General features: G+C 33.9%; 30 protein-coding genes and 4 pseudogenes. 10 read left to right on the forward strand and 24 right to left on the reverse strand.

All coding sequences use genetic code 11. The annotated features are described in order from the left end of the window. Positions 1–124: 124 nt before the first annotated feature. The 4 genes from AC1DKZ_RS12035 to AC1DKZ_RS12050 all read left to right on the forward strand — a co-directional run bounded on the left by AC1DKZ_RS12035 (position 125) and on the right by AC1DKZ_RS12050 (position 3,699). Positions 125–1,786, forward strand: coding sequence for a sigma-54 interaction domain-containing protein (locus AC1DKZ_RS12035; protein ID WP_476996314.1), 1,662 nt, complete (start codon positions 125–127; stop codon positions 1,784–1,786). An 80-nt stretch (positions 1,787–1,866) separates the two neighbouring features. Then, positions 1,867–2,142 (forward strand): (2Fe-2S)-binding protein, encoded by a 276-nt coding sequence (locus AC1DKZ_RS12040; protein WP_476996315.1) that lies wholly within the window; start codon positions 1,867–1,869, stop codon positions 2,140–2,142. Further along, a complete protein-coding gene (locus AC1DKZ_RS12045; RefSeq protein ID WP_427280506.1) occupies positions 2,135–2,467 on the forward strand; it encodes a (2Fe-2S)-binding protein in 333 nt (110 codons plus the stop codon). Before AC1DKZ_RS12040 ends, AC1DKZ_RS12045 begins: the two co-directional genes overlap by 8 nt. Next, positions 2,464–3,699: an NAD(P)/FAD-dependent oxidoreductase gene (locus AC1DKZ_RS12050; protein WP_476996316.1), complete on the forward strand. Its 1,236-nt coding sequence runs from the start codon at positions 2,464–2,466 to the stop codon at positions 3,697–3,699. Before AC1DKZ_RS12045 ends, AC1DKZ_RS12050 begins: the two co-directional genes overlap by 4 nt. 106 nt (positions 3,700–3,805) lie before the next feature. Here the strand turns inward: AC1DKZ_RS12050 and AC1DKZ_RS12055 are convergent, their stop codons facing one another. The 4 genes from AC1DKZ_RS12055 to AC1DKZ_RS12070 form a co-directional block, all read right to left on the reverse strand. Further along, entirely contained in the window at positions 3,806–4,279 is a 474-nt protein-coding gene (locus AC1DKZ_RS12055; protein ID WP_431181779.1) for a hypothetical protein, read from the reverse strand. Positions 4,280–4,318: 39 nt separating this feature from the next. Further along, positions 4,319–4,501: a DUF6609 family protein gene (locus AC1DKZ_RS12060; protein WP_476996325.1), complete on the reverse strand. Its 183-nt coding sequence runs from the start codon at positions 4,499–4,501 to the stop codon at positions 4,319–4,321. Positions 4,502–4,750: 249 nt separating this feature from the next. Further along, positions 4,751–5,059, reverse strand: a complete 309-nt coding sequence (locus tag AC1DKZ_RS12065) for a YxcD family protein (protein ID WP_000447767.1) — start codon at positions 5,057–5,059, stop codon at positions 4,751–4,753. Beyond that, positions 5,047–5,496: a hypothetical protein gene (locus tag AC1DKZ_RS12070; protein ID WP_002085037.1), complete on the reverse strand. Its 450-nt coding sequence runs from the start codon at positions 5,494–5,496 to the stop codon at positions 5,047–5,049. Before AC1DKZ_RS12070 ends, AC1DKZ_RS12065 begins: the two co-directional genes overlap by 13 nt. A gap of 257 nt (positions 5,497–5,753) precedes the next feature. On the opposite strand from AC1DKZ_RS12070, the gene AC1DKZ_RS12075 reads away from it, so the two are divergent. Continuing rightward, entirely contained in the window at positions 5,754–6,518 is a 765-nt protein-coding gene (locus AC1DKZ_RS12075; protein ID WP_002085036.1) for a DUF1836 domain-containing protein, read from the forward strand. Positions 6,519–6,863: 345 nt separating this feature from the next. Next, positions 6,864–7,469 carry an undecaprenyl phosphate transporter UptA gene (gene uptA / locus AC1DKZ_RS12080; protein WP_002032601.1) on the forward strand — a complete coding sequence of 202 codons (606 nt, stop codon included), beginning with the start codon at positions 6,864–6,866 and terminating at the stop codon, positions 7,467–7,469. Between the two features lie 28 nt (positions 7,470–7,497). Here uptA and AC1DKZ_RS12085 read toward each other — a convergent pair whose 3' ends face one another. Beyond that, positions 7,498–7,995, reverse strand: a complete 498-nt coding sequence (locus tag AC1DKZ_RS12085; protein WP_476996317.1) for a DinB family protein — start codon at positions 7,993–7,995, stop codon at positions 7,498–7,500. A gap of 145 nt (positions 7,996–8,140) precedes the next feature. On the opposite strand from AC1DKZ_RS12085, the gene AC1DKZ_RS12090 reads away from it, so the two are divergent. After that, positions 8,141–8,365: a hypothetical protein gene (locus tag AC1DKZ_RS12090; RefSeq protein ID WP_219302661.1), complete on the forward strand. Its 225-nt coding sequence runs from the start codon at positions 8,141–8,143 to the stop codon at positions 8,363–8,365. Positions 8,366–8,412: 47 nt separating this feature from the next. On the opposite strand, the gene dltD is transcribed toward AC1DKZ_RS12090, so the two are convergent. The 7 genes and pseudogenes from dltD to AC1DKZ_RS12125 form a co-directional block, all read right to left on the reverse strand. Next, entirely contained in the window at positions 8,413–9,594 is a 1,182-nt protein-coding gene (gene dltD, locus AC1DKZ_RS12095) for a D-alanyl-lipoteichoic acid biosynthesis protein DltD (RefSeq protein ID WP_476996318.1), read from the reverse strand. Between the two features lie 335 nt (positions 9,595–9,929). Next, a complete protein-coding gene (locus tag AC1DKZ_RS12100; RefSeq protein ID WP_476996319.1) occupies positions 9,930–11,552 on the reverse strand; it encodes a peptide ABC transporter substrate-binding protein in 1,623 nt (540 codons plus the stop codon). Between the two features lie 20 nt (positions 11,553–11,572). Then, positions 11,573–12,574, reverse strand: a complete 1,002-nt coding sequence (locus AC1DKZ_RS12105) for a C40 family peptidase (protein WP_404490907.1) — start codon at positions 12,572–12,574, stop codon at positions 11,573–11,575. Between the two features lie 39 nt (positions 12,575–12,613). Beyond that, on the reverse strand, positions 12,614–13,675 hold the full coding sequence (locus AC1DKZ_RS12110) for a dipeptide epimerase (RefSeq protein ID WP_431181784.1): 1,062 nt from the start codon (positions 13,673–13,675) through the stop codon (positions 12,614–12,616). Between the two features lie 104 nt (positions 13,676–13,779). Beyond that, entirely contained in the window at positions 13,780–14,106 is a 327-nt protein-coding gene (locus AC1DKZ_RS12115) for a DUF3870 domain-containing protein (protein ID WP_002012954.1), read from the reverse strand. Between the two features lie 88 nt (positions 14,107–14,194). After that, positions 14,195–14,471, reverse strand: a pseudogene (locus AC1DKZ_RS12120) (hypothetical protein). Further along, positions 14,410–14,766 carry an FtsB family cell division protein gene (locus AC1DKZ_RS12125; RefSeq protein ID WP_002085024.1) on the reverse strand — a complete coding sequence of 119 codons (357 nt, stop codon included), beginning with the start codon at positions 14,764–14,766 and terminating at the stop codon, positions 14,410–14,412. The pseudogene AC1DKZ_RS12120 and the gene AC1DKZ_RS12125 overlap by 62 nt, the downstream one beginning before the upstream one ends. Before the next feature lie 288 nt (positions 14,767–15,054). Between AC1DKZ_RS12125 and AC1DKZ_RS12130 the strand changes: the two genes are divergently transcribed. Beyond that, entirely contained in the window at positions 15,055–15,981 is a 927-nt protein-coding gene (locus AC1DKZ_RS12130) for an aldo/keto reductase (protein WP_002085023.1), read from the forward strand. A 48-nt stretch (positions 15,982–16,029) separates the two neighbouring features. Here the strand turns inward: AC1DKZ_RS12130 and AC1DKZ_RS12135 are convergent, their stop codons facing one another. The 8 genes and pseudogenes from AC1DKZ_RS12135 to AC1DKZ_RS12170 form a co-directional block, all read right to left on the reverse strand. Next, entirely contained in the window at positions 16,030–16,626 is a 597-nt protein-coding gene (locus tag AC1DKZ_RS12135; RefSeq protein WP_242245735.1) for a DJ-1/PfpI family protein, read from the reverse strand. Continuing rightward, complete coding sequence (locus AC1DKZ_RS12140) at positions 16,623–17,114, reverse strand: ankyrin repeat domain-containing protein (RefSeq protein WP_427283008.1); 492 nt, start codon at positions 17,112–17,114, stop codon at positions 16,623–16,625. Before AC1DKZ_RS12140 ends, AC1DKZ_RS12135 begins: the two co-directional genes overlap by 4 nt. Positions 17,115–17,499: 385 nt before the next feature. Further along, positions 17,500–17,730: a hypothetical protein gene (locus AC1DKZ_RS12145; protein ID WP_000789035.1), complete on the reverse strand. Its 231-nt coding sequence runs from the start codon at positions 17,728–17,730 to the stop codon at positions 17,500–17,502. Between the two features lie 166 nt (positions 17,731–17,896). Beyond that, the gene (locus tag AC1DKZ_RS12150) at positions 17,897–18,397 is read right to left on the reverse strand and encodes a transglycosylase SLT domain-containing protein (protein ID WP_113937483.1); all 501 of its coding nucleotides are present in this window, start codon (positions 18,395–18,397) and stop codon (positions 17,897–17,899) included. A gap of 209 nt (positions 18,398–18,606) precedes the next feature. After that, a pseudogene (locus tag AC1DKZ_RS12155) lies at positions 18,607–18,822 on the reverse strand (hypothetical protein). Between the two features lie 194 nt (positions 18,823–19,016). After that, positions 19,017–19,280: a hypothetical protein gene (locus AC1DKZ_RS12160; protein ID WP_002142115.1), complete on the reverse strand. Its 264-nt coding sequence runs from the start codon at positions 19,278–19,280 to the stop codon at positions 19,017–19,019. 142 nt (positions 19,281–19,422) lie between these two features. Next, positions 19,423–19,985 (reverse strand): annotated as a pseudogene (locus tag AC1DKZ_RS12165) (AAA family ATPase). Between the two features lie 115 nt (positions 19,986–20,100). Continuing rightward, complete coding sequence (locus AC1DKZ_RS12170) at positions 20,101–20,859, reverse strand: class I SAM-dependent methyltransferase (protein ID WP_476996320.1); 759 nt, start codon at positions 20,857–20,859, stop codon at positions 20,101–20,103. Between the two features lie 203 nt (positions 20,860–21,062). On the opposite strand from AC1DKZ_RS12170, the pseudogene AC1DKZ_RS12175 reads away from it, so the two are divergent. Continuing rightward, positions 21,063–21,340: pseudogene (locus tag AC1DKZ_RS12175) on the forward strand (hypothetical protein). Between the two features lie 78 nt (positions 21,341–21,418). Here AC1DKZ_RS12175 and AC1DKZ_RS12180 read toward each other — a convergent pair. The 3 genes from AC1DKZ_RS12180 to AC1DKZ_RS12190 all read right to left on the reverse strand — a co-directional run bounded on the left by AC1DKZ_RS12180 (position 21,419) and on the right by AC1DKZ_RS12190 (position 25,367). After that, positions 21,419–23,215, reverse strand: coding sequence for a Xaa-Pro dipeptidyl-peptidase (locus AC1DKZ_RS12180; RefSeq protein WP_476996321.1), 1,797 nt, complete (start codon positions 23,213–23,215; stop codon positions 21,419–21,421). Positions 23,216–23,350: 135 nt separating this feature from the next. Further along, on the reverse strand, positions 23,351–24,727 hold the full coding sequence (locus tag AC1DKZ_RS12185; protein ID WP_476996322.1) for a sensor histidine kinase: 1,377 nt from the start codon (positions 24,725–24,727) through the stop codon (positions 23,351–23,353). Beyond that, positions 24,720–25,367 (reverse strand): response regulator transcription factor, encoded by a 648-nt coding sequence (locus tag AC1DKZ_RS12190; RefSeq protein WP_404448695.1) that lies wholly within the window; start codon positions 25,365–25,367, stop codon positions 24,720–24,722. Before AC1DKZ_RS12190 ends, AC1DKZ_RS12185 begins: the two co-directional genes overlap by 8 nt. A 121-nt stretch (positions 25,368–25,488) precedes the next feature. Between AC1DKZ_RS12190 and AC1DKZ_RS12195 the strand changes: the two genes are divergently transcribed. Further along, positions 25,489–25,905, forward strand: coding sequence for a hypothetical protein (locus tag AC1DKZ_RS12195; RefSeq protein WP_002085005.1), 417 nt, complete (start codon positions 25,489–25,491; stop codon positions 25,903–25,905). A 71-nt stretch (positions 25,906–25,976) separates the two neighbouring features. On the opposite strand, the gene AC1DKZ_RS12200 is transcribed toward AC1DKZ_RS12195, so the two are convergent. Beyond that, positions 25,977–26,063, reverse strand: a complete 87-nt coding sequence (locus AC1DKZ_RS12200) for an IS3 family transposase (RefSeq protein WP_078030485.1) — start codon at positions 26,061–26,063, stop codon at positions 25,977–25,979. Between the last annotated feature and the right edge of the window lie 11 nt (positions 26,064–26,074).

The following is a 26,074-nucleotide window of genomic DNA, read 5'->3' on the forward strand; positions in this document are numbered from 1 at the left end:
ACTCTACATACAGAACTATTTATATGAAATAATTTTTATTTGTAAAAATATTTTAAATTTATCGTAAATAGGTGTATTATTTTTTTATCACTGTCCAAATTTTTATACATAATAGGAGGGCAATATGGCATTTTCATTCCCAACAATAAAAGAGTTAATAAAAATTTTGTCAATTGATTGTACAAGTATCGTTAAGCGCATGAAACAGGTAGGTGAAAAATTTTATTACCTCCATTCACCTACTGAGGAATGGAGGTGCGCAGTTATATATGAAGATGACTCTTTCACTACTTTAATCGACGCATTTTCTCATGAACTAGCCGTTGTCATCATTAAAGAAAATCAAGAGCCTTTATGCTGTATAACTGCTCAGCAAGTGATTCCTTTTCTTTATAAGTATTACAATGAACTACTAGCTTTTTATAACACTGTTATTCAAACGTCTGATTCTTCTGTTACAGTCATCGACGATAAAGAATGCGTTCGTACTTGGACAGATGGCGCTGAAAAGATTTTTTCAGTGAACCATAATGAAATTATCGGACAACCCATCACCCGTTTTTTTGATTATAAAGATTTAGAAATTCTGCAATCATTACATGACGGAAAAAGCATAATTGCTCAGTTCCATCAGCCACGTCCAGATTTGTTCGTATTAATTAATTCAAACCCAGTTTATTGCAACGATAAAATTATTGGAGCAGTCGTTTCAGAAACGGATGTTACAAATCAAGTCGTATTAAATGAAAAACTATTTAATATGTCGCATGAAATGCACCGTTTAGAACAAGAAGTAGCAAAATATAAAGATACATCCGATCCTTTCCTTGCGATGAATGGAAAAAGCCCTGTTATACAAAGAACGATTCAATTAGCTAGAAAGGTTTGTTCAGTGAAATCCACGGTTTTAATACTCGGAGAAAGCGGAGTTGGAAAAGAAGTGTTTGCGAAAGCAATTCATGAAGCAAGCGAAACAGCAAATGCCCCTTTCATTTCAATTAACTGCGGCGCAATCCCAGAAGCGTTATTTGAAAGTGAATTATTTGGTTACGAACGTGGGGCTTTTTCTGGTGCAAATAGTAAAGGTAAGAAAGGTAAAATAGAACTTGCACAAGGCGGTACTTTATTCCTCGATGAAATAGGCGAAATGCCGCTCGATATGCAAGTGAAACTTTTGCGTGTACTGCAGGAACGAAAGTATTACCGAGTTGGTGGAGAAAAAGAAATCAATATTGATTTCCGTATTATCGCTGCTACAAACCGTGATTTACAAGAAGAAATGAGAAAAGGAACTTTCCGAGAAGATTTATACTATCGCTTAAATGTAGTTAGCTTGCTTATTCCACCGCTGCGCGAAAGACGAGAGGATATTATCGAATTGACGTACTCCTTTTTAAACGATTTTTCAATAAACTATAACAGGCCTATTCGAGACTTACCTTCAAATATTATGCATGAACTACTTCATTACAATTGGCCTGGTAATATTCGCGAGCTCCGAAACGTAGTTGAAAGACTCGTCGTATTTGCGACAGACGGCATTATTAAACAAGAATATTTACCATTTCATACAAATGAAACTTTAGACAATCATACAGCTCACTCCCTATTACTCAGCAACAATAATACGATTCTTTCTTTACAAGAAGAAATGGATGAGCACGAGAAAAAGGTAATTGAAAGAGCTTTACGCATTTTAGATGGTAATAAATTAGAATGTGCGAAACAACTTGGCGTAACGAGGGCCACTTTATATAATCGTTTAAAAAGACTGGGGTTACAATAATCCCTCTCCTCCTCTATATTGGCATAGTTTTTGCATAATAATTTATGTAAAAACTATGCCAATATAGAGGAGGAATACATATGACGAATAAAGAGAACTTAATTGTTTGTCGTTGTGAAGAAGTTACATACGGACAACTTCAATCGACAATTGTTGAATATAATTGCTCGGCAAGAGAATTAAAACTAAGAACACGTGCTGGCATGGGATTTTGTAGTGGTCGCACATGTAGAATGATGATAGATCGAATGATTGAAAGTACAAACCCTGACATAACTCCTAATGAAATTCCATTAAAATATCAGCCACCCGTGCGTGCAGTTACTTTTGGAGCGGTAGGTGAAAATCATGAGTAGAATTACAAATCACCCTATTTTAGGTAGTTTAAATAATAGTGAACGCATCACTTTTCAATTTAACGGTCAACAATACGAAGCATATGAACATGAAACGATAGCGGCCGCTCTACTTGCAAACGGAATAAGAACGTTAAGAGTGCATGAAGATAGCGGAACTCCGCGAGGTATTTATTGTAATATCGGGCATTGTTCTGAATGCCGCGTGACTGTAAACAATCAAACGAACGTACGAGCTTGCTTAACTGTAGTTGAAAACGATATGGTTGTTGACAGCGGAAAACAGCATCCAAATATCGTGAGAGAGATGGTGAAAAAGCGATGATCGATGTAATTATTATTGGCGCAGGACCAGCAGGATTATCAGCGTCTATCTCTTGTGCCCATTTTGGACTTAACGTACTTGTTATTGATGAATTTATGAAGCCGGGCGGGAGATTGTTAGGTCAGTTGCATCAAGAGCCTACTGGGGAATGGTGGAACGGAATAGAAGAATCAAAGCACCTTCATGAAGAAGCAAAATCCCTTTCAGTCGATATTCGGTGCGGTGTTTCCGTATATAACTTAGATGAAGATGAGGGGTCTTGGTTCGTGCATACAAATATCGGTACGTTAGAAGCACCGTTCGTACTAATTGCTACTGGGGCTGCTGAGTATTCCATTCCCCTTCCTGGCTGGACACTTCCAGGAGTTATGTCAATTGGAGCAGCTCAAGTTATGACAAATGTTCACCGCGTTCAAGTTGGTAAAAAAGGAATCATTATCGGTGCTAATATTTTGTCATTCGCTATTTTAAATGAATTACAATTAGCTGGAATTAAAGTAGAACATATTGTACTTCCCGAAAAAAGCGAATTAAGCCAAAAGGCCGGTGAACCAGAAGAAGTTTTAAACTCACTCTTAAATGCGGCTCACCTCGCCCCATCTCCCTTCCTACGTATAGGTAGCCGTTTTATGAAATATGATTGGATTCGAAAAGCTGGATTAACATTTTATCCAAATAGCGGCATGAAAATAAACGGGACGCCGCTTCATCTTCGTAAAGCTGCACTTGAGATTATCGGAGCGGAACAAGTTGAAGGTGTTCGTGTTGCTAACATTGATTCTAAGGGAAATATTATTAATGGATCAGAAAAGATATATGAGGCAGACTTCGTTTGTATAGCCGGAGCTTTGTATCCTCTTGCTGAGCTTGCCGCTGTAGCAGGATGCCCTTTCCATTACATTCCAGAATTAGGCGGACATGTTCCACTTCATTCAGAAGAAATGGAAACCCCTCTTCCAGGTTTATTTGTAGCTGGAAATATTACTGGAATTGAAAGCGGGAAAATCGCGATGGCGCAAGGAACGGTTGCTGGATATTCAATCGTAAAACAAGCTAATAAAACATCTAATTCGGTTGAACAACACTTGCAACAAGCAATTCAAAATGTCCACACTGTGCGTCAACAAGCTGCGATTCAGTTTAATCCGATGGTTGATGTTGGTAGACAAAAGATGAATGAGATTTGGCGTGATTTTCAATCATTTGAAGAAAATCAACAAATGAAAGCGTGAAATACTAGCATATAAAAAAGGTGGTAGATTCATTTCCACCGCCTTTTTTATAATTTTCGTACTACATCTAGTATTTCTGTTACGTCAATTACAGGAACCAAAGGTATTACCTATTTTTCATTCCGACTAAAACTTTCGATATCGAAATCCATAAATTTATAAACATTAAAATTCCGCAAATATCAGCGACAATTACATACAATCCTATAAATTGGTTTTCAAAGTGGAACAACGGAGTGTAATAAATGGCCATAATTAAGGATATAACCATTGAAAAAAGAAGCAGTTTTTTCCTAGTTATCATATAAATACAATACAAAAACGTATAATAGGCCCAAAATTGCGCAGCATACCATGCATGAGATAGTCGAATACCTGTTTTCGTGTGCAAAGTTGTTAAAACCAGTATGTATATTACAAGTAATGCAATTACTGGTGCAAATCTAACAAATTGCAAAAGATTTATTAAAAAGCGTTTTTTTGAACTTAGGTGATTTACTTCGTATTTAAACATCTGTTTCGTTATATAATTAACAAAAAATATTAATCCTACACTAATAGCTAACATAAAAAACATCATTACTACGCCTTCTTTTCTAATGTATTAATCAACTGTATTTTAAAAATCAATAGGACTTAACCTAATAAAAATTACACCAACTAAAATTTTCACTAAACCATCTATTACAAAAAATACATCTAGATTTACGTTGGTAATGATTAATCCTATGAATGAATTGAATATTAAAATAATGGACAGCAAAAACATCATTCTTCTACCTCGCTTTGAATAATAAAATATAAGATTTCTGAAATATCATATCAAATATAGCTGTGATTTATTTGTCACAATTCGTCGAATAGATAAATAAAAGTCGTTTTATGTCAAAAATATTTTTTATTTGGATAGCCAACTTTGAATTAGGTAGATAAAATGATGCAAATACTAAATTGAAGACACTTGAAATACTGGATTTTATTCTAAAAGAAGAAACATACTAACAATATTAATCCAAATAAAAAACTGTTAGAGCATACAGCTCTAACAGTTTTATTGTTCATTATTATTAAATTTCGCTAATGCGTAGATGCCTTCTTCATCATCTAATTCAAGTTGTAATCTTGCTGCAAATGAATTGACGTTGTATTCTCGATCAAGCAACAAGCGTAGTGCTTCGATTAAGTTTGCTTGAATTAAAATTTGCTGGCGACCATTTACCTCTACTTCTGCAGAGAAACCGTAGTCATCATCATACATTAGTTCAACTGAAACTTCTTCTGGACCAACTTGTCTTTTTTCAGCGATATATACGCAAAGCGCATTTATAAGCTCTTGTTCAGAAATTTTTATTGTTTCCATGCTACTTCATCTGCCTTTTTCTTACGTTGATCTTTGAAGTATTTAAATGCACGAACTGCTAACATTACGATACCAGCCATTAATAACATATTTACCATAAACGCTAATACAGAACCAAGAGCTCCCATATTTGCAAATAAGCTACCCATTAGTAAACCACCAAGACCACCTAGTAATAAACCTTTCATAAAGCCACCTTTATTACTTTTTGGCGCTGTGTTTGTTGCTTTTGTTTTTGAATCAGTTGTCGTTTTTTGTGAATTCACATTAGAATCTTTTTTGTTTAAATCAACTTTTGACTTTTGACCTGAACTTGGTGTATATGATTTTTTACCAGATTTGTAACTTTTCGCTGCCGCATGATCTACGAACATAAAGCTACTAGCCCCAAAGATAACCATGAATGCTGTCATTACTGCTACAAGTTTTTTCAACATATTATATCCATTCTCCTTTTATATAGATATATGTGAAATCTACCTTTCTAGTAAATTCAGAATGATAGATTTGTTTTAAAACCATTTTAAAGGTTCTTATGAACTTATTATATGAACTTTTGTCGAAATATGCAAGCATTATTTACTTACGACAATTTCCTGACATAGGAAAAATTAAGCAAAACGGAATTGACTTTAAATGAAACAAAACATATTATAAGTTCATAAGAACTTTTTATAATTTTGGAGGTGAAAAGATGGAAACATTTCATCTCACACGAAACGAAATGGCAACGCTCCTTCTATCACTAAGAGGATGGAATACGAAGAAGCCTCTCGGCATTTTACAAGAAGCTTGGGCAAAGTCACATAAAAAAGATATTGAAAGCGGACAAAGCGTTACTGCTTTTATTACAACCGCACTTTCACCTATTTTTGAAAAATTGATTAAGATTGACGATACGGATGTCGGTTTTTCTTTAAATGAAATAGTTGCGCTTGGCAATCAGATTGAAAATACGAGCTTCTCTGTAACTGCTATGCAAAACTGGGTGAAACGAGATATAAAAGAAATGATTGGCTCCCCTCAAAAAGGGAAGAAATACTCAATCGAACAAGCAGCATTACTATTCATTGTCGAAGATTTAAAAACAGCGCTTGATTTTGAATCTATTCGCAAACTATTACGACTCATCGTAAATGACCCGGCCGATCGAAGTGATGATTTAATTAACCCTCTTCATTTATATGTAGCTTATTCTTCTTTATTTGAAGAACTGAATCAAGGGAATTGCTTACAACTAAATGCTACAGATACAGTTCATACGATCGAAAATATCGTAAAAGAAAAAGCTGATAAAATAGCAAGTAAGTTCGATCAAATTAATAACGAACAACGCGAAGCAATTCGTAACGCTATTATTATCGCCACACTTTCTGTACATACCGCTTATGTACAAATGCTAGCGAAACGATATGTGACAGCAACATTATTTTTACAAAATTTAGATGTGAAACCTTAAAAAACAGGAGCAGATTTGCTCCTGTTTTTTTATATCAATATATCTTTTGTACTATTAAGCTCACATGAAATTCGAAATTGCCCTTCATGAACTTTTTCGGTGACTAAAAAAGTTTTATGTAGACACCTTTATTCTCACTAATATATGAGAAATTTTTAATAATCTTTTCATTATCTCTTCATGAAAACATGGCTTATATCCTTTACTATAATACTTATGAGAGACATAAAAGAATTGAAATGGCAATCCCCTATATAAATAAGGTATAATCTACATATAGTGAACCTTTTATGTTGTTAAATAAAGGGGCTTATATTCAAAATTCATAAATTAGAAGGTGCAACAATGTTAAGTAGTTTTATTCACTCAGTATTAACGTTTTTTGAAGGATTAGGTTATTGGGGCATTATGCTCGGACTTATGATTGAAATTATTCCAAGTGAGATTGTCCTTGCTTATGCGGGATACTTAGTATTCAATGGTAGTATCTCATTTGTAGGCGCAGTTATATTCGGTACAATTGGTGGTGTTATTGCCCAAATCTTTGTTTACTGGATTGGTCGATATGGTGGTCGCCCTGTATTAGAACGTTACGGTAAGTATATTTTCATACATAAAAAACAAATGGATGCTGCTGAAGATTGGTTTAATCGTTACGGAACTGGCGTAATTTTCACTGCACGTTTCATTCCTATCGTTCGTCATGCGATATCAATTCCTGCTGGTATTACAAAAATGCCATTACTACGTTTCACTACATTAACAGCACTTGCGATCATCCCTTGGTCTATCATTTTCATTTATTTAGGTGAGAAACTAGGTGAAAATTGGGAGAATATTAACGATATTGCTGGACCGTATGTGAAATCGTTCGCTATCGGTGGCGTTGTACTTATACTTTTATATTTCGTAATAAAAAAGTGGACAAAAAAACGTAAAAATCTTGCTTAAGATTATAATAAAAACCGCTATAAATTCATTAAGAATTATAGCGGTTTTTATTATCGGCTTGATCATGTATTAGAAATTGTATTATTTCTTTTTTATGCTTTAAGTCATGCTCGATAAGTGATGAAAAATAATTATTTAACCTCAATTTTTTCGTGCCAAATTGATTGTCATTATTAAAATTCCGAGCAGGAATTCGCTCAATTTGGTCTACTAATTGTTTACGAGTAAAGCTAAATTGATCTATTAGTTCTTCTTTTGAAATACCAGACCTTGCATATTTTATTGCACCCTTATTCATTTCCTCAACATCTGTTGGAACGATAGGTACAGATTTCCCGCTTACAAAATATGAAATTCTATACTTCATTAGAAACTCATCCCAAACAATAAAATGTGAAATTACATCCGCAATTGCCCATGAACCTTTTTTAAATGGTTGAAACCATATATCCTCCGATATTCCATTCAATGTTTGGCACCATTCTATTAGATTTAACTTTTCTTCCAGAATTCTTCCTTTCTCCATAATGCACTCCTCTTCCACACAAATAATTCATTCATATTAATGATTTCTAGACATTTCATTAAAACCCTCCAGTTTAAGATTTACTTGGATAAGTTACAATTCATTTGTAATTTCGTATAGTAACTCAAAAAGGAGTGATCCCCCTATGCATTGGCAGCAAAAAGTACCATACTTAATCGGACGCCCTGTTGGTGTTTCTCTTATTAATGGGCAAGGAACTTCCGGCGTTTTATGCGGCGTTCAAAATAATCAATTATTTGTTTACGAATACCTTTACCAAGCCCAGTTCGCCATGAAACATTATGAATTTAGACAAATTCAGGATATACACGCCTTCCCAAATTGCCCACACCAAAATCCTCTATACTAAAAAACAGGAACGGCTTTATTGCCATTCCTGTTTCTATTGTTTATGCATTATTTTTCAGAGTAAAACTTCTGCACTGCTTCATCAAAATAGATCCATCCTTTCCAGCCTAAATGAATCGTATCTTTTAAGAAATACTTATCATATTCATGGCTAGAAAAATCGACTACTGGGTATCCTGCTTTCTCGACTTGATCGCCAACCTTATTATAATACACATCACGACGTTCTTTCGGGAAACCAGCGTAATCATACCACGGTCCGTTTACAGGCACAGAAATAAAGAGTGGTTTTACATTTTTTTCTTTGAAAAGATCTAAAACAATTTGTAAGTCATCATATTCTGGTGAATCATCATAGGATTCATTTGCTCTAAAGTTTTTTAAACCTTTTAATTTTTTCTTTAAATTATGTTTATAATAATATGGATTTTCAATTCCGAATGTATTTGTTGTGGATCCTACTTTACCTTCTTGTTCCGCATGTTTACGTGCATCTTCCCAAGAAAGCGAACGTAATCCCATATTTGTTTCCTCTTTCATCGGTTCGATCTTAAATAGAGAGTTAAATAAATCTCGATGATCTAAAATGTTCCGGTACATATACGCTAGCGGTTTAGCTAGTCCAGCTTTTATGTTATGTTTTGTATCGTTATATACAATACTTTCTAGCGAACTACTTAATATCGCATCCTTACGAACAACTTTATAATCTAGTAAACGTTTCGCGATTTTTTTCTTCATTTCAGGCTTTATTTCGTCATTAAAAATAAAGTGATAGGCTTGTTGTTTGGAGAAATTATTTGTAAAATCCCCTTGTGATACACCGGTTTTTGTAAACCATTGTGGTGAAAGAACAAAGACTACCTTTTTACCTTCTAATTCATCCATTGTAGACGTCATATTTAATATATGAGCCAAGCTTTGCGTACCACCAGTCCCTATTAAAAATGGAGTAAAACCTGCTGGATTTACTTTAAAATAGTTAGATGGATGATATGCATCCATTCGTAAAAACTCTGATGAACCATACATCGGTAAATACTGCGAATTCTCTAACATTTTCTGTTGCAAGAAAACACTTTGTAATTTCTCTTTTTGTAAGGACGTTGCTGCATCTTCTATCTTTTTATCGCTTATTAGTGATACTAAACTCTTAGATGGAATAAGCAATACAATGAAAAAGAGTACACAGGCTAAAATAATTGGTCCGAAAGCATGCTTCATCTTCATCGTTTATTCCTCTTTCTATTGCTAATAAATTGTAACCCTTGTTTATGACACGTCATCATTTTTCTCCTTTTTTCTATACATGTTCCATTCTATTTATCTATTATATACATGTATGTATTTCCTCCCTTGCTCTATTAAGTCCTATACAAATAGCGCAAGAAAATGCTTCCAAAGAAACATGTTAATTATACAAGATTCTACATAAATTTCACACTGGAATTTATGTAGTAATTTTATTTTTAAGCGATGAAAAAACTTATAAAATGTCTATAATTCATTTGAAGCTATAAGAAAAAACAGACTATCACATACGTGAAGTCTGTTTCTCCATCACTTTATTTTTGTACATCTGCCCATTTTAAACTTGTAGCTGGACCGAATTGATGTACATATAATTCTTTCACATATGGTTTTTGTAAGTAAGAAAGACCGCGCTGGAATACTGGTGCAATTACCGCATCATCAAGGAGCACTTTTTCCGCATCTTGCAGTGCTTTCCAACGAGCTTTTTCATCATTACCTAATTCTGTTTTAATCTTCTTAATTAACGCATCATATTCTGGATTTGCATATCCTGTATTATTTACGGTACTTCCCGAAAGGAAAACTTCTAAGTATGTCATTGGATCTGGATAATCAGGTAACCAACGTGATAACGACATTTCGTATTCTTTTTTCTTCTCTAACGCTAGTTTTTGCGTATGTGGTTGTAATTTCACATTTACTTTTAGCCCCGGTAAGTTTTTCTCAAGCTGTTCTTTAATATATTCGCCTACCTTTTTAAAGTTCTCTAAGTCATAGTTTAATAGTTCTAACGTCACTTCATTTGTGCCTGTCTCTTGCTTCGCCTTCTCCCAATATTCTTTCGCTTGTTTTACATCAGTCTTATTAAACTCACCTGCCGTACTTCTAAAATCTTTCTTATCTGGTCCTTTTAAAAATCCTTTTGGTACGTAATAATTCGCAGCAACTGATCCATCATTTAAAAATGAAGTCGCAAGCCCTTTCTTATCAAACACTGTACTTAGCGCAAGCCTTGCATTTTTATTTTTAAGAATTGGTACATTTTCATTAAAACGGAAGAAGTACATAACCGGATCTGTATATTGTTTTAGCTCTTTATTGTTTTTATATTTATCTACGAATTCTGTTGAAATGACAGCTCTATCTACCTTATCTGTTTCATATAAATTTACCGAAGTTGAAATTTCTTTAACAATTTGGTAGTTTACTTCATCTAATTTCACTTCTTTTTTATCCCAATATTTATCGTTTTTCTTCATTGTAAAGCTCGCTTCGTGCTTCCACTCTGATAATGTAAATGGCCCATTATATATCGCTTTATTTGCCTCTAACCCGTATTTATCACCTTGCTCCTTCGCATATTTTTCATTAATTGGATAGAAAGATGGTAAAATGAGTAGTTTCGTAAAATACGGTACAGGATGTTCCAGCTCTACAACGAACGTTTTATCATCTTTTGCTTTCACACCTAATTCTTCTAAGCCTAATTGTTTCTTATTTATCTTCTCCGCATTTTTCACATCGTACGCGATATATGCATATTGAGAGGCTGTATCTGGATTTATAAGTTGCTTCCAAGCATATACGTAATCATGAGCTGTTACTGGATCGCCGTTAGACCATTTCGCATCACGCAAGTGGAATGTATAAGTCTTTCCGTCTTTACTCACTTCATATTTTTGTGCTCCAGCCTCAATCACTTCATCATTTTTCGATAAACGGAATAACCCTTCCATTACATTGTTTAAAACATTAAACGATACGGCGTCTGTTACTTTTCCGGAATTTAGTGACGGAATTTCACCCGTTTCTAATAGTTGCAATACTTTCTTCTCATCTTTCGGCTTTGTAGCTATTTTTTCTTTAGCACAGCCTACTAAAAATGAAGATACAAGTAGAGTACTAACTAATGAGTAGCGAACAACCTTCTTCATATAAAGCCCCCCTATCTTTTTTAAGGTAAGTAACGACGAGCACCAGCGTATTCTTCTATATATCCTGGTGTATTTAGCGGTATAATTTCTACCGATCTTTCAGCTCTTGGTGAGTGAATCATATTTCCATCACCAATATACATGGCAACGTGATGAACACTACCTTTTCCTTGATTATGTGCAAAGAATATTAAATCGCCCTTTTGTAGGTTTTCTTTATCAACCGCAATTCCTGCTTTTGATTGTGGCCCAGAATCCCTCGGTATTGTAATGCCATGTGATTTATAAATCGTATGTGTAAATCCAGAGCAATCAAATCCAAAACCACTTGTACCAGCCCATATATACGGTAATCCTAAAAACATTTTTCCGGTGTTTATTAAGTCATCAGCGGTTGGAGTCGGAATATCATTTTGAGAATGGTAAACAGTTCCATCATTTTTCCGTAGCCACGCCTTCTGACCATTTGGCAATAATACGCGGTATGAAATCGTATCTTCACTTAGTAGCGGTAATCGCGTATTATAGCTGACCTCAAGCGATTTATGTTTTTCAGAAGGGTTAATATATACAATTGCTGTCGGTTTCGTTATTAATACGAAAGGTTCGTTTGTTTTATCTACAAATTCTTGATTATACGTTAATTGTTTTTCAGGCATCCACCCTGGATACCCTTCTTCATTTCGCGGCGTTGGCTGTCCGTGCACTAGTACTTTTACCCAATCACCTTTTTTATCAATTACTGTTACTTCTTGACCGAGTAGCGCTTGCGTTTCTAATTTATTTGCACTCGTTAACCAAAGCTTCTCATCTAGCGTCATTGATTTCGTCCACTTCCATAAATCAACTGGATTTGTTGCGCTCGGTGCATCAATTGGTCGTAATGAGTCAGGTGCAGTCCATAACGTTGCAGCAGATACATCTATAAATGCTTTATTATCCTTCTTCTCTTCAGCATTTGCCGATGTAAACGATGAAAATATAAATAAGGTTGTCAAAAATGCAGTTCCTACTTTTTTCATATATATCCCCCTTAAAAGATAGTTTACTAGGTACTACTTCTAAGATTGTATATTCACTACAGAATGCAGGTTTACCTTTGGACCATTGTAAGTCATTCCTTCCGGGTCTTCCACTAACCATAACGGTGCATCAAGATCAAAGTAATGAATGTTCGGATGTGCCGCAGCTAAATGGGCAACAGCGCTAACTGAAAGTGAAGGTTCCATCATACTTCCTACCATACACTTCACACCTGCAGCTTCCGCAATATCTGCAATTTTCCAGGCTTCTCGTATGCCGCCGCATTTCATTAATTTAATATTAAGTAGGTCTGCATATCCTCCTTGGACAATCTTTAATGCATCGCTTGCCGAAAACATACTTTCATCTGCCATAATAGGCGTTTGTACATTGTCCTTCACGTACTTTAATCCTTCCCAATCTTTCGCATGAACTGGTTGTTCTACAAATTCTATATTTAAATTTCTATTCTCCATTTCTCTAATAATAGAAACCGCTTCTTTCGGTTTCCATCCTTGATTTGCATCTAAACGTAACGTCGTATTCTTTGGAACTACATTTCGAATTGCCTCTATGCGTTCTAAATCTAAATGTGCCTCTTTACCCACCTTAATTTTCAATGTTTGAAATCCCTTTTCGATATGCTTTTTCGCTTCTTTTGCCATTAATAAAGGCTCATCCACACTTACTGTAATATCAGTATGAATCTCTTTCTTCCCACCTAACAATGCATATAACGGTATGTTGTGAAATCGACAATATACATCGTATAAAGCCATATCTACCGCCGCTTTCGCACTTGTATTTCCTATACAGCTCATTTGAATGTGTAACAATAACGTTTGAAACTGCAGCACATCTTTATCAACTAATACGGAGCGAATTGGCCCTAATATTGCTTCCTCAATCCCGTTGGTAAAATCACCTGTAATAACCGGTGTTGCTGCAGCAGCTCCTTTTCCAACAATCCCTTCATCTGTATGAATAAACACATCTATACTTTCGATTTCCGTTACAGTGCGAAGCGCAGTTTTAAACGGTGTATGAAGCTTTACATGTCGGCGGTTTACCTTCACATCGGTAATTTTCATTTTGTTCATCCTTTCATTGTTTATAGAGTGATACTTTAATCCCCGGGTGGCTTTTCCGTTAATGCGAAACAAAAAAATCCAGCCATAAGAAGATTCTTACGGCTGGATTTTGTCTATGAATGGGTAGACAAAGCAGCAATCTGATTATATTTTTTCTGTGCATCCTTTAGCGCTACAAGTAGCGCCTTTTGAGACGAACCGAAGTACCGATTTTTTATTTCTGTTACTAATGCTGGGTCATTAATATTTTTATGTAGAAACAAATATTTAACAAATTGAGATGTTAATGCAATTGTGGCTGAGCAATCTGCATCTACAATTTCCCCTGTATCCTTCTCAAGTACAAATGCTACAAAATAACTTTTGAACTTTTCGGTAATGGGATTATTTTGAGGTGCTTTCGCATCCCCTACGACGTAAATTGTATTTGAAGCGTACACAGCTATCTTCCTTTCTTATACGAGGATAACGGTTTTCTTAACAGACGTATAAGCTGTTAACTCAACGTTGATTAAAAAATGTATCCGCTTACCTTGTATTATATACAATTGACAGAATTTTAACAATATTTATTTTGACATATATTCCATAATTATGAAAATCTCTTGAAACAATTAAAATTGGCTCAAACTTCTCATTTTTACAATATGTCATTGCTCCTTGTACCATGACATTCACACTACAAACAACTTTTTCCCTCATACATCAAAAAACAGTTAGCTATCGCTAACTGTTCCACCACTTCACTTTGGCAATACGAATATTGTTTCGTTTGACTTAGAAAATTGATACTCTTTTCTAGCAAACTTTAAAATCTCTTCTTCATTATCGGTTAAATTCTCAATGTTAGTCTTTAAAGAACCTTGATCTTTCTTTAAAGAAACTAATTGTTTCTTTTGATTTGTTATAGTATTTTTTTTGCCATTAATTACTTCTTGTTGTTTCGTTAAAATATATTGAACGTACAAAGTAGTCGCAGCAATAAAAATGAACATGAAAATAAAACGCCTTAACTTCTTCTTATTTATAGTTCGCTTGTCGTTAGGCTGTGATAGTTGCTCTGGTATATTAGGAACATTGACTCTTTTGAGTTTCCTCATTTTCAAATCCCCCTAACCCATATTTTCTCACTACCATAGGCACGATCTCTTACTAACTTAAATTCTATTCTTATAAAATAACCTCCTTCACAAAAAAATCTCACAAATTAACCAATTAGAGATAGCGTTCGACGACATCTCTGTATTTAAAATGAGAATTTTTATTTATGCTGCTATAAAATAGTAGTTTATGTTATTCTTTTTCCCCAATTGTAGAAAATATTTTTACACATATAAATTCTAGTTTTGCATACCGATGTTATAACATGCTTACAAGGAGGGAAAATGATGCACTACCGTACATTAGGTAAAACTGGAATTACTGTTTCTGAAATTGGCTTTGGAGCGTGGGCGATTGGCGGCGATGAATGGGGTCCTGTTAACGACACACAATCTATAACCGCTATGAAGAAAGCAATTGAATGCGGCGTAAACTTTATTGATACTGCTGATGTATACGGATTAGGACATAGTGAAAGGTTAGTAACTCAAGCGATAAGAGAGCACCGTAATAATATCGTTTTATCAACGAAAGGCGGTTTAATTGGGCATCACTATGATCCAAGTGGAGAGCCTGTTTATAATACTGCCGAAAAAGTGATCGCAGTATTTGAAACTAGCTTACTACGCCTAGAAACAGATTATATTGATGTTTATTTCTGTCACATTTGGTGGGATAAACAAGAAGAAACAGAAGCATTTTTACGAGCATTTGAAATATTAAAACGGGACGGAAAAGTAAGAGCTGTTGGTGTTTCAACTCACGACATACAATATATAAAACACTTCAATAAAAACGATGAAATTGATGTTGTGCAACTTGATTACAACATATTAAACCGAAAACCAGAAAACGACATATTGCCCTACCTACAAGAGAACAATTTAGGAGCTGTTATACGCGGCCCTTTAAAAATGGGGATATTAACCGGAAAGTTTACAAATAAAACAACTTTTCTTGACGGAGATTTACGCAAAGAATGGCCAAAAGAAAAGTGGTTTCAAGAAGATTTACAAAAAGTAGAGAAACTACGATTACTCTCAAATGAAAATCAAACCTTAGGGCAACTTGCACTTCGTTATGTCCTCACTCATCCAGCGGTATCGGTCGCAATTCCTGGCGCAAAAACAGAAAAACAAGCGAAAGAAAATGCAGACTCGTCTATCCGTCCGATTCTTACAGATGAGGAATTAGCGCATATTCAGTCAATATAAAACAAGACGAGCAGCTGGAAATATCCAACTGCTCGTCTTGTTTTATTTTTAATATTTTAAATCTATATCATATTCCATTCTCTTCGCTGTTTCTTCAGCAACCTCAGCACCCAACAAATTTCTCACAATGTGAAATGACATATTAATTCCAGCTGAAATTCCTCCAGACGTAATAATATGCCCCTCATCTACAAACTTTACATTCTCTAATACTTCCACATTCGGAAAATCATTTCTAAAACTTTCAATACTTGCCCAATGTGTTGTCGCTTTGAAGCCATCGAGTAATCCAGCTTTCGCAAGTAAAAGCGCACCGGTACAAACAGAAGTCATTAACTTTACTTCTTTCATTTGCTCGCGGATCCAATTTGTTATTATTTCATTTTTCATTTCGTTTTCTCTAACACCTAACCCACCAGGAATAATTAAAATATCAACTGGAGGCAAGTTTTCGATACTATAGTCCGGTTGTACCTTTAATCCATTTCTCGCTGTAATCATTTCTCCATCTTGACTAACAGTATGAACTGTAAATGGTTGACCTTCACTTGTTGCTGTAACGGAAAAAACTTCAAATGGACCCGCAAAATCTAACACTTCCACTTCATTAAAAAGAAAAACCCCTACATTCCAGTGGCTAATCATAAGCTCACTTCCTCTTGCAAATGATGTAATAGGGATTCATGCCCTTTTTCTAAAGCAATATCATATGCGGTTTTCCCATCATTTTTCTTAATCATTTTATTAGCACCATTTTCAAGAAGTAATATAATGATTTCTTCATTTCCTAATAACGCTGCTTCATGAAGTCCTGTCCAGCCACCACTTTGCACAGCATTCACATCTGATCCCTTTTCAATTAAGAAAGCTACAAGCTCGCTTTGCTTATTCGCAATTGCTGCTTGAAGAGGTGTATTTTCATTTTCGTTTTTTGCTCTAATATGTATTTCTGCTCCCTGTTCTAAAAGGAAACTTGCAATTTCTTTCTGTCCAAAATAAGCAGCTAAGTGAAGCGGTGTCCATCCATCTTCACTAAATGAGTTAACAAAACTTGGATCCGTATTAATGATTTCTACTACCTTTTCTTTTTCCCCGCTTATGACTGCTTGTGATATTGATATGATTTGTTCCATAATGAACCTCCATGTATAGAAATATTAAGTACCCCCTTAATAAATTCCATTAATAATCACATGTTCCTTTCTAAATAATTAAGTTTACATAATAATATTATTTTTATAATTCGCTATCCTAATAAAAAAACAACCGACTCTAATGAGTAGATTGTTTTTGAGTTTCATTTTTATAATTGTTTTAAAAAATATCATTTTCATTTACAACTAACAAACATTATTAAAAATGAAATGAAATTATATATTTAGCAGCCATGAACTCTTTACATATCAAAACCGGCTATTTACTTAAATTAATAGTTTTTTATCATTTGAAAATAAAAATGGAATTTATCCTTACATTTGAAAAATACGTATATAGCAAGAATCTATAGCAGTACTCTTATCATACTAATCTATAACAATTCTGCCTTCTTCCCTTACCTGTATCCTTTAAAACATAAGACTTTAAAACGAGTGCTGTTAATGAATCTGTTAATGTTTTATATGATAAATTTGAAAGAGCTAATAGATCGTTCGTATATAACATTCTATGCTTCTCTAATAATAATAGTACTAATCGTTCTGACGGTTTTAATGTTTCATCACTTTCTAGTATAAAATCTATATTTTTCATATTCCTACTTCTTACTCCTTATATAAAAAAATGATTTTAGTGGTTATTTAATATAAAAATACTACATAACAAATTTGAAGATATATCGAAATAACATAACGCCCAAACACTTTTATACTATAACATAAAAAAGACATTTCCCCAAATTGAAAATGCCTTTTTATATCTACTTCTCTTTTTTATATAATTGATATGATTGTTCTAGCCCTTTATTATATTTCGTATTATTATCTGTCCATTCTCCCCCTAAGTTTCCTGGCCACCCTGATGTATTAGCAACATATTTAAGCAACTCCCAATCCTGCAATCCTTTTTTCACACCACGTTCATACGATTTGACCATACTTGAAATTGCTATCGTTGTATTTATACGCGAATCCACTAAACTCTCTTCCGATAATTGCACTGGTGCTAATCCACCACGATGTAATTGGAATAATCCAAAAGATGTTCCGTTATCTCCTATTGCTTTTCGGTTAAATTTTGTTTCATGATCCGCAATTGATAATGGTATCCAATCTGGAATATCATACCTCTTTGCAACTTCACTAATTACTTGCTTATTATTTTTAATCTCTTTCTGCTTTTCATAGTTAATATAAATTACATAACTTAAAGTAACTAACGTAAATAATATGAATATATATTGTAGTGCCTTTTTCATCATTTCATCTCCTGCTTTGTATATGTTTCACTTTCTATATACACTATAAGACTTTTATGTGACATTCATTTGACAAAATGATATTAATTATACATAAGCTGTTACAGTTTCAACTATCAATCTAAAAACTACAATTCTTCTAAAAGACTCCTTCAACACATAAAAGCAATCAGCCTTTCATGTATAGTACATGAAAGGCTGATTGCTTTTCACTACACTTTTTTATGTATACAGTATATCCCTGCTATAATAAAACAAATTGAAATTACCGATAAAATTGTACCCTGGATTTCATAAAATGCAGTAAAGAATTTCCCGCTTCCTCTATCCCAAATTTCTAATGCACCCGCGTAAATTGCGGAAGTTATATATGTAAGGCCGAATAGGAGAACACCCGAAAAAACATAGGTTACTCAAATATTTTTCATTATTAGCTCACCTCCATTAATTTGATTTGTGAATAAAACAAAAAAGACCTTTATACGTTAAAGATCTTTTTCATCTTATTTTTGTTAGAAAAAACGCCAGAACCTAAAACAAAAACTCACTTTATTATACGTATCTCCATATAAAAATTAAAGACTATAAGGTTACCAGCGTCTTCTCGATTATCATTTTCACATTAAATGTTTCTTGCAATATGCGGTTTGCTGTAATGACTCGTTCCACCGCCACCTACTACTACTTTACCACCTTTTTCGAAGATTAATAATTTACTTGAACCATCTGAAAGTAAAACTATTACTTCAGCATGATCACTTGTAGCTACATAGATTACATAACCACTTTTTGAAATACAAGTTTCCCAATTCTCATCAAATTCTGATCTCACTACTCGATTTGAATACACTTGATTTTCAATTCTTCCTTGTTCTTCGTTTTCCAAGTTTATTCCTCCCACTTCTCTAAAGTGTCATTTATAGTAAAATAACAGCCCATTTAAAATAGTGACTGACTTTAACATAAATAGTATATGTAGTTAGTAGGAGAATGCTTGGACAATGAAAACGTAACAGCATTTAAGTATTTTACAATCGGAATTTCCCCTGAATCATTACAGCTACTTCTTTAGCATTCAAATGAGTATTATTAATTTTTATGTACTCTTCTTTTTCAATTTCATCATGAAATGAATTTAATCTATGTTTTTTCATCGTTTCTTTTAAATTTTTTTCAGACCATTCAATGTCTCTTTTTTTCGGTTTATGCTCTAGTCTATGTGGACTTTTATTTCGCTCTAATCTTTCATCTAATTCTGCCTCGAGCTCTACAAAATATACTGCTGCGCCTTTTGATTCAAAAATACTTACTACATGGTTTATGTACTCCCAATCCGATTGAAGGTCAAATGCCCATACATATGTAAAAATCATTCCGTATAAATCACTTTTAGACACTTCTTCAAACAGTTCATTACGAAACAAACTTACTAACCGTTGTGCTTCCGCTTTGTACTGTAATCAAAAAACGAGCTAACAAAATCAATCGTCATATGATTATGAAATAGCTTTAAATCAGTTGTTTTTTCTAACTCATGCCCGACCGTCATTTTCCCGACTGCTTGCGGGCCAAATATTAAGATGAATTTCATTTGTTTGCCTCCGATTTTTCTCTATAAACAATGAAATAAAACATATCCTAAAATTGAAAATAAGGCAGTCGATGTTGTGTCGATTGCCTTATTTTCATGAATAGTTCCTATATTATTACTTTCGTACAGCTTCAAAAGTAATAATTTGTTCTGCATTTGACGGTTGCTTTTCATAAACATAGTCAGCAGAGCAAGTAATGTCAGTGAAACCTATACTTTCTAAAAGGAGCTTAAACTCTTCTATTCCATACCACCGCATTGCAAAACGTTGTAGTTCAGTTTGTACTAACTGTCCTTTACTCCATTTTTCATATTTTAAATATGATACAGTTACTTGGTTAAGCCAATCTATTTCAATTGATTTATTTTCTAATGTAATTCCGTCCCCGCTTGGCAGAGAAAAAGTCGATGTATGAATCTCACCCGTCTTCCAGTCATATGGAAGCGCAAGATCTACAATTAAACGCCCGCCTAGATTAAGATGTCGATAAAAACATTTCAGAGCATTTATAGAATCATCACGATTTTCAATTAAACAAAAGGATCCAGTAGGAATTATTATCGCTTCATATTTATGTGGCATTGAAAATTGTTGTAAGCTTCCTTCATATAAATTAGGATGCAAGCCTCTCTCTTTACACCGCATACGGCAAGAGTCTAGCATTTCAGGCGAATAATCTATCCCATCAACTTTAAAGCCAGCTTCAAGAAATGGAATAATGACACGTCCCGATCCTACTGCTGCTTCGAGAATTCTCCCTTTACAACTCTTTAAACGATCTTGATAATATTCAATATCACCATTCAAAGAGTAACCGACAGGTTTTGTGAAATCATATAATTCCGTACAAAGTGTACTATAATAACTAAACATTTATTTTCTCCTCCGTTTTATGTGTACGGAAGATTCTAATTTACTTAATCTTTCCGTACCTCAAATTTTAATGAGAATTCGAAAGAGCTGACTGTCATAATATATCACTCGCTTTCTATAGAATATAATCATATTGTATAATATTCCCTTCAAAATGAACATATAGAAACCAAAATTCAGACTTATACTGAAAGGAGGATATGATGAATTCATTAATTGGATTTCTTTTTCTTCTTATCGCTATTAATGTTCTAATTTTCTTTATAGCAAAGCAGTGTAAACGAATATGGAAAATAGCCAGTGGTATTTTCATTCTTTCTTCTCCCATTTTCTTCTTTGCCACTATGCACGTAATTGGAGAAAAAGTAGGAGATGATTAGCTGGAGGTTTTGCCGCTTTTACCTTTAGTGGCCTTTTAATCATTAATGCAATTTTTTTATTTGTTGTAAATATTATTATATCTACCAATAGAAATGCATAATACACTCCCTATGTTTGTAGGCATTTCTATTTCAAAATTTAAAGAGCTTACTATAGTAAGCTCTTTATCAAAAACTATTTATTTCACAATCGGCAATGTCACTTCACTCAATTTCACCGTTAGCTTCGTTCCTGCTTTCGGTCTAATTGTATAATCGTAATCACTTGCGATTAAAACGACCCCCATTTGATGCCCTGCTTTAAATACGTAATCATCTGGCTGCATGTCCCATGTAAATGTGTAATCTTTACCAGGTTGAATCGCTGTTGAATTTTCTATACTATTTAAGTTTTGCGGATCCATCCAACCTCTCGTTACAATTTCAGGCCTCGCTCCGCCATAATCAACGAGTAAAGCTGTTAAATTTGAAACAGATCGATCAATATTTCCTGTTATTGAAATTTTAGGCGTACCACTTATTCGCATATCTTTTTGCAGTATAGGCATTGTATATACTAATCGATTCGCTATTTCTAACTCAGGGTTTTCTACTAGTTGATTTGACTTTATTTTAGCATCATCTACTAATGAGAAAACATTGTTTACTGATCCCATACTTAATGGTAGATTGACTGCTTTATTACTTAAATACATACGGACTTTTGATGGTACAGCTGCTAGATCTGGCCAATTTTTTATTTTTTGCCACGATTTATTTTCACGTTGTACATCTACCATCGGTTCATCCATAATTCCATTTTCAATGCCATATAACCAATAATCGAACCATTTATTTTGGGTTTGTTGCCAGTTATTACTTGATGTTCCTCCGTGTCCACCTTGGTGTAACCACATTTTACGAGGAACATTATTTTCACCAAGAGCTTCCCACCACTGTGCGAACTGCTTCGTTTTTACATTCCAATCATTTAAACCGTGAACAACAAACACACTAGCCTTCACATTCTTAACATCTTTTACATAGTTACGTTTATCCCAAAAATCGTTATAATCGCCTGTTTTACGATCTTGTCCAGCTGTTAGTTCTTTAATAATTTGCCCGCAAACTTCAGGGTTCTTTCTTGTTAGTACTGCTTCAGCCATATTATCTGTATCTTCTCCTTGGTAACCTCCCGGCGCAATTACTGCCCCATTTGCACGATAATAATCATACCAACTACTAATCGCTGCGATTGGAATAATTGTTTTTAACCCTTCCACTCCTGTCGTTGCGACAGCATTCGGTAACGTACCATTATAAGAAACTCCTGTCATTCCTACATTTCCCGAAGACCAATTTGCATTTACTTCCTTACCATCCTCTGTATATGCTTTTGCACGCCCATTTACCCAATCAATGACAGACTTCGTCCCTAGTATTTCTTGTTCATCTCCGGTTGTCGGACATCCATCTGATTTTCCAGTTCCGATGCTTTCGCCTAAAATAACTGCATATCCTCTCGGAACGTAATAATTTCCGTATGAACCAAGATTAACAGCTCCATACGGTTTTCCTCCATATGCATTCAATTCTTCATCAACATTATAAACAGGAACATCTTTTAATCCAGATCGATATGGACTCATTTCATAAATAACGGGGACTTTCACATCTGAGTTCGTCTTTGGACGCATAACCTTTACTGATACACGATCTTTTTTACCATCACGATCACTATCAACTTCTGTCTCTACAAATAGATTTTCTACGATGGCTTCATCAAGTGAATAGATTGGCTTCGTCATCCCATTTTCTAATTCAATTTTCGTATTTGACATTAAACCCTCTGAAATTTGACCATTTAACATAACATTTTTGTCTTTTACGGAGCTCCCTTCATTTTTTTCTGCATGTGCAGTCATACTAGAAACTCCTGAAGTAATTGTTAAAGATAATATAGCTGAAAGTGTTATTGCTAATTTCTTTTTCCTCATGCCCTTCCCTCCCCATATATTCCTTCTTTTACTATACATTAAAAATACAGAAAATTCAGTTTATATTTCGTAGAAAGTTGAGAAATTTGTAAAACATTCGAATCTTTCAAGATAATAGAAAGGAACTAATAACAATTAGTTCCTTTCTATATACATATAAAATTGTATTTCTCCATCTTCTACCGAAACTCCGTATTCAAAACCATGTCTTTCTAATATACTTTTTACAATCGCTAATCCTAATCCAGTACCTGATTTTTCTTTACTGCGAGAAGATTCTAATACGTAAAAAGGCTCCCAAATTTTATCTATTTCTTTAATTACCTCAGCAGCAATACCATTTTGAATTTGAAAATACACAATGCCATTTTTCTCTTCTAATGTGATTTTTATATTTTGATTCGTTGTATATTTTATCGCATTAGAAATTAAATTTTGAAAGACCATTCTCATTTTATTTAAATCAGCATAGACAATCGTGTCACCAACACTATAGTTCACTTGCAACTTGATTTCTTTCGACTCCAGTTCAATCTTATGCTTATCTATTATACTTTGTACTAGTGGTTCAATAGGGAATTCTTCTTTTTGTAAAATATCTCTTTCTAGTTTAGAAAATCGCAATAACTCTTCAATTAAATTTGAAATTTGATCTGTTTGTTTGATGATTGTATCAACATATGTTCCATCATCTAAACCGTCTTTTATTCCCATAGAATATGCTTTTACTAATGCGATTGGTGTTTTTAATTCATGAGTTACATCGCCCATAAATCGTTTTAAGTGGTCATTTCGATCTGTTAAATCTTGATGTGCTTCATGTAATTTATCACTCATAATGTTTATACTATTTGCTAAATCACCTATTTCATCATTCGTTTTAACTTTCGTCCGTTTAAATTTCAGACGTGAAATATCTTCTGCGACATCACTCAATTCATTCAGTGGTGTAGTGATTGTTTTTGAAAAAATCCAGACGAGCACGATAATAAGAAATAGTGAGAATCCCAAAATGTATAAATAAAATGAGTTAAGCGTTTTAATTACTTCATTTGAATGTGCGATAGAAACTCCTACTAAAATCAACATATCATCTTTCGCAATGTATTTCGCAAAAAAACTAGATTTTATCTTTTCTTGATCATATATTTTATTCGATTGTCCGAGGTTCTTCACTTTCGTAATTTCTTCTTTTGTAATCCAAAGTTTATTCAATGCAACTCTCTTTTTTGTAAGTTGCATGCGTAATTCTTCATTAATAGCATCTTCTGAACTATTTATTGATGTATAAGCAATCGTAACATTACCTTCATTTTCAATACGATTTATAGCATCATCCAGCTCTTTACGCGGTATTGACTGGATTTGCGCTGTAATGCCTTCTAAGCTTTCGCGTGTTTTGTGCACATTATATTTTGGTAAAAAATAGTTGATTAATAATAAAGAGATGGCAAAAATAAGGATGACTGTTAAAGAGATGCTGAAAAATAACTTTTTACCGAGTTTATTCACACTCTTCCTCCAAACTGTATCCTAAACCGCGATGTGTCTTTATAATATTTTCTCCTATTTTTTTACGTAATCTTCTTACATGCGTATCAACCGTTCGCTCTTCCCCAAAATAATCAAATCCCCAGACGATATCTAACAACTTTTTCCTCGTTAAAATCGTGCCTTTATGATTTAAAAAGCACTTTATTAATTGTAATTCTGTCTTTGTAATGTCTAATTCTTTCTCATTTTTATATACTTTATTTTTGGTGAAATCTATTTTTAAATCTTGAACTTGAATAACATCTTCATGCTGTACAAGCTTTTTCGCTCGCGTAATTAGCACTCCTGGGTGAAATGGTTTTTTCACATACTCATCTGCCCCGCTTTGAAGAGCTGCTAATTCATCTTCACTTTCACTTTTCGCAGTAAGCATTAATACTTTTACACTCGAATTCTTTTTTATTTCCTGACAGACAGCAATACCACTACTTTTCGGCATCATCCAGTCTAAAATAGCTAAGTCAATTTTCTCATCATAAAATATTTGAAGTGCTTCCTCTCCATCCTTTGCTAATAAAACTTCGAAGCCTTCTTTTTCAAAATACGCTTTTAAAATTTTCAGCATATCTTGTTCATCATCCGCGATTAATACTTTCATTACATTTCCTCCATTACTTATAAACAAATATCAATTTTATCATACAACTTCTTTGTTACATCAATGTGACATAAAAATATTTACAACGTTTGAGGGTATAGTAAGTGTGAGGTGTTGTTTCATGTTCAAAAAAATAGGAGTCATTACTCTTCTCTTCTTTTTATTATCAACAAATGCGTTCGCAAATACAAATAAACAAATTGAAGTATTTGATTGTAAAAAAGAAATGGTGGTCCAAAAACAATCTTTAGATTCAGCTATTCAAAAAGAAGCTGTTCAATATGCTAAATCCATTACTGGCCCGTTCAAAAACTTAAACGTCGTTCCGAAAGATGGACATATGATAAAAATCCCATTATCGAAACCTGTTCCTATTACAAATCAATGGTTACATACAACAATTGATGAAGTACTCATCCTTCTCCCACTTAATGAAAAACCTTACATTATGCTTTACGATGATGAGAATAATCCGCATTTTTATTATGTAAAAGGTGATCCGAAGGGTTTATTGAAACAAATGAATGTTAAATTATAATTAAAGAAAGATCCCGCAAGTATGAACTGTACCCTATAAAATGGACAGTTTAATAAAAAAGCCCTGAAAAATCAAGCACTTAAAAGGTGGTTCCGATATTCGATCGGAGCCATCTTTTTTAATGTCCACTGATAACGATTATAATTATACTCCTCCATATAATCCTTTA

This window comes from Bacillus sp. 05T21 (assembly GCF_056396785.1).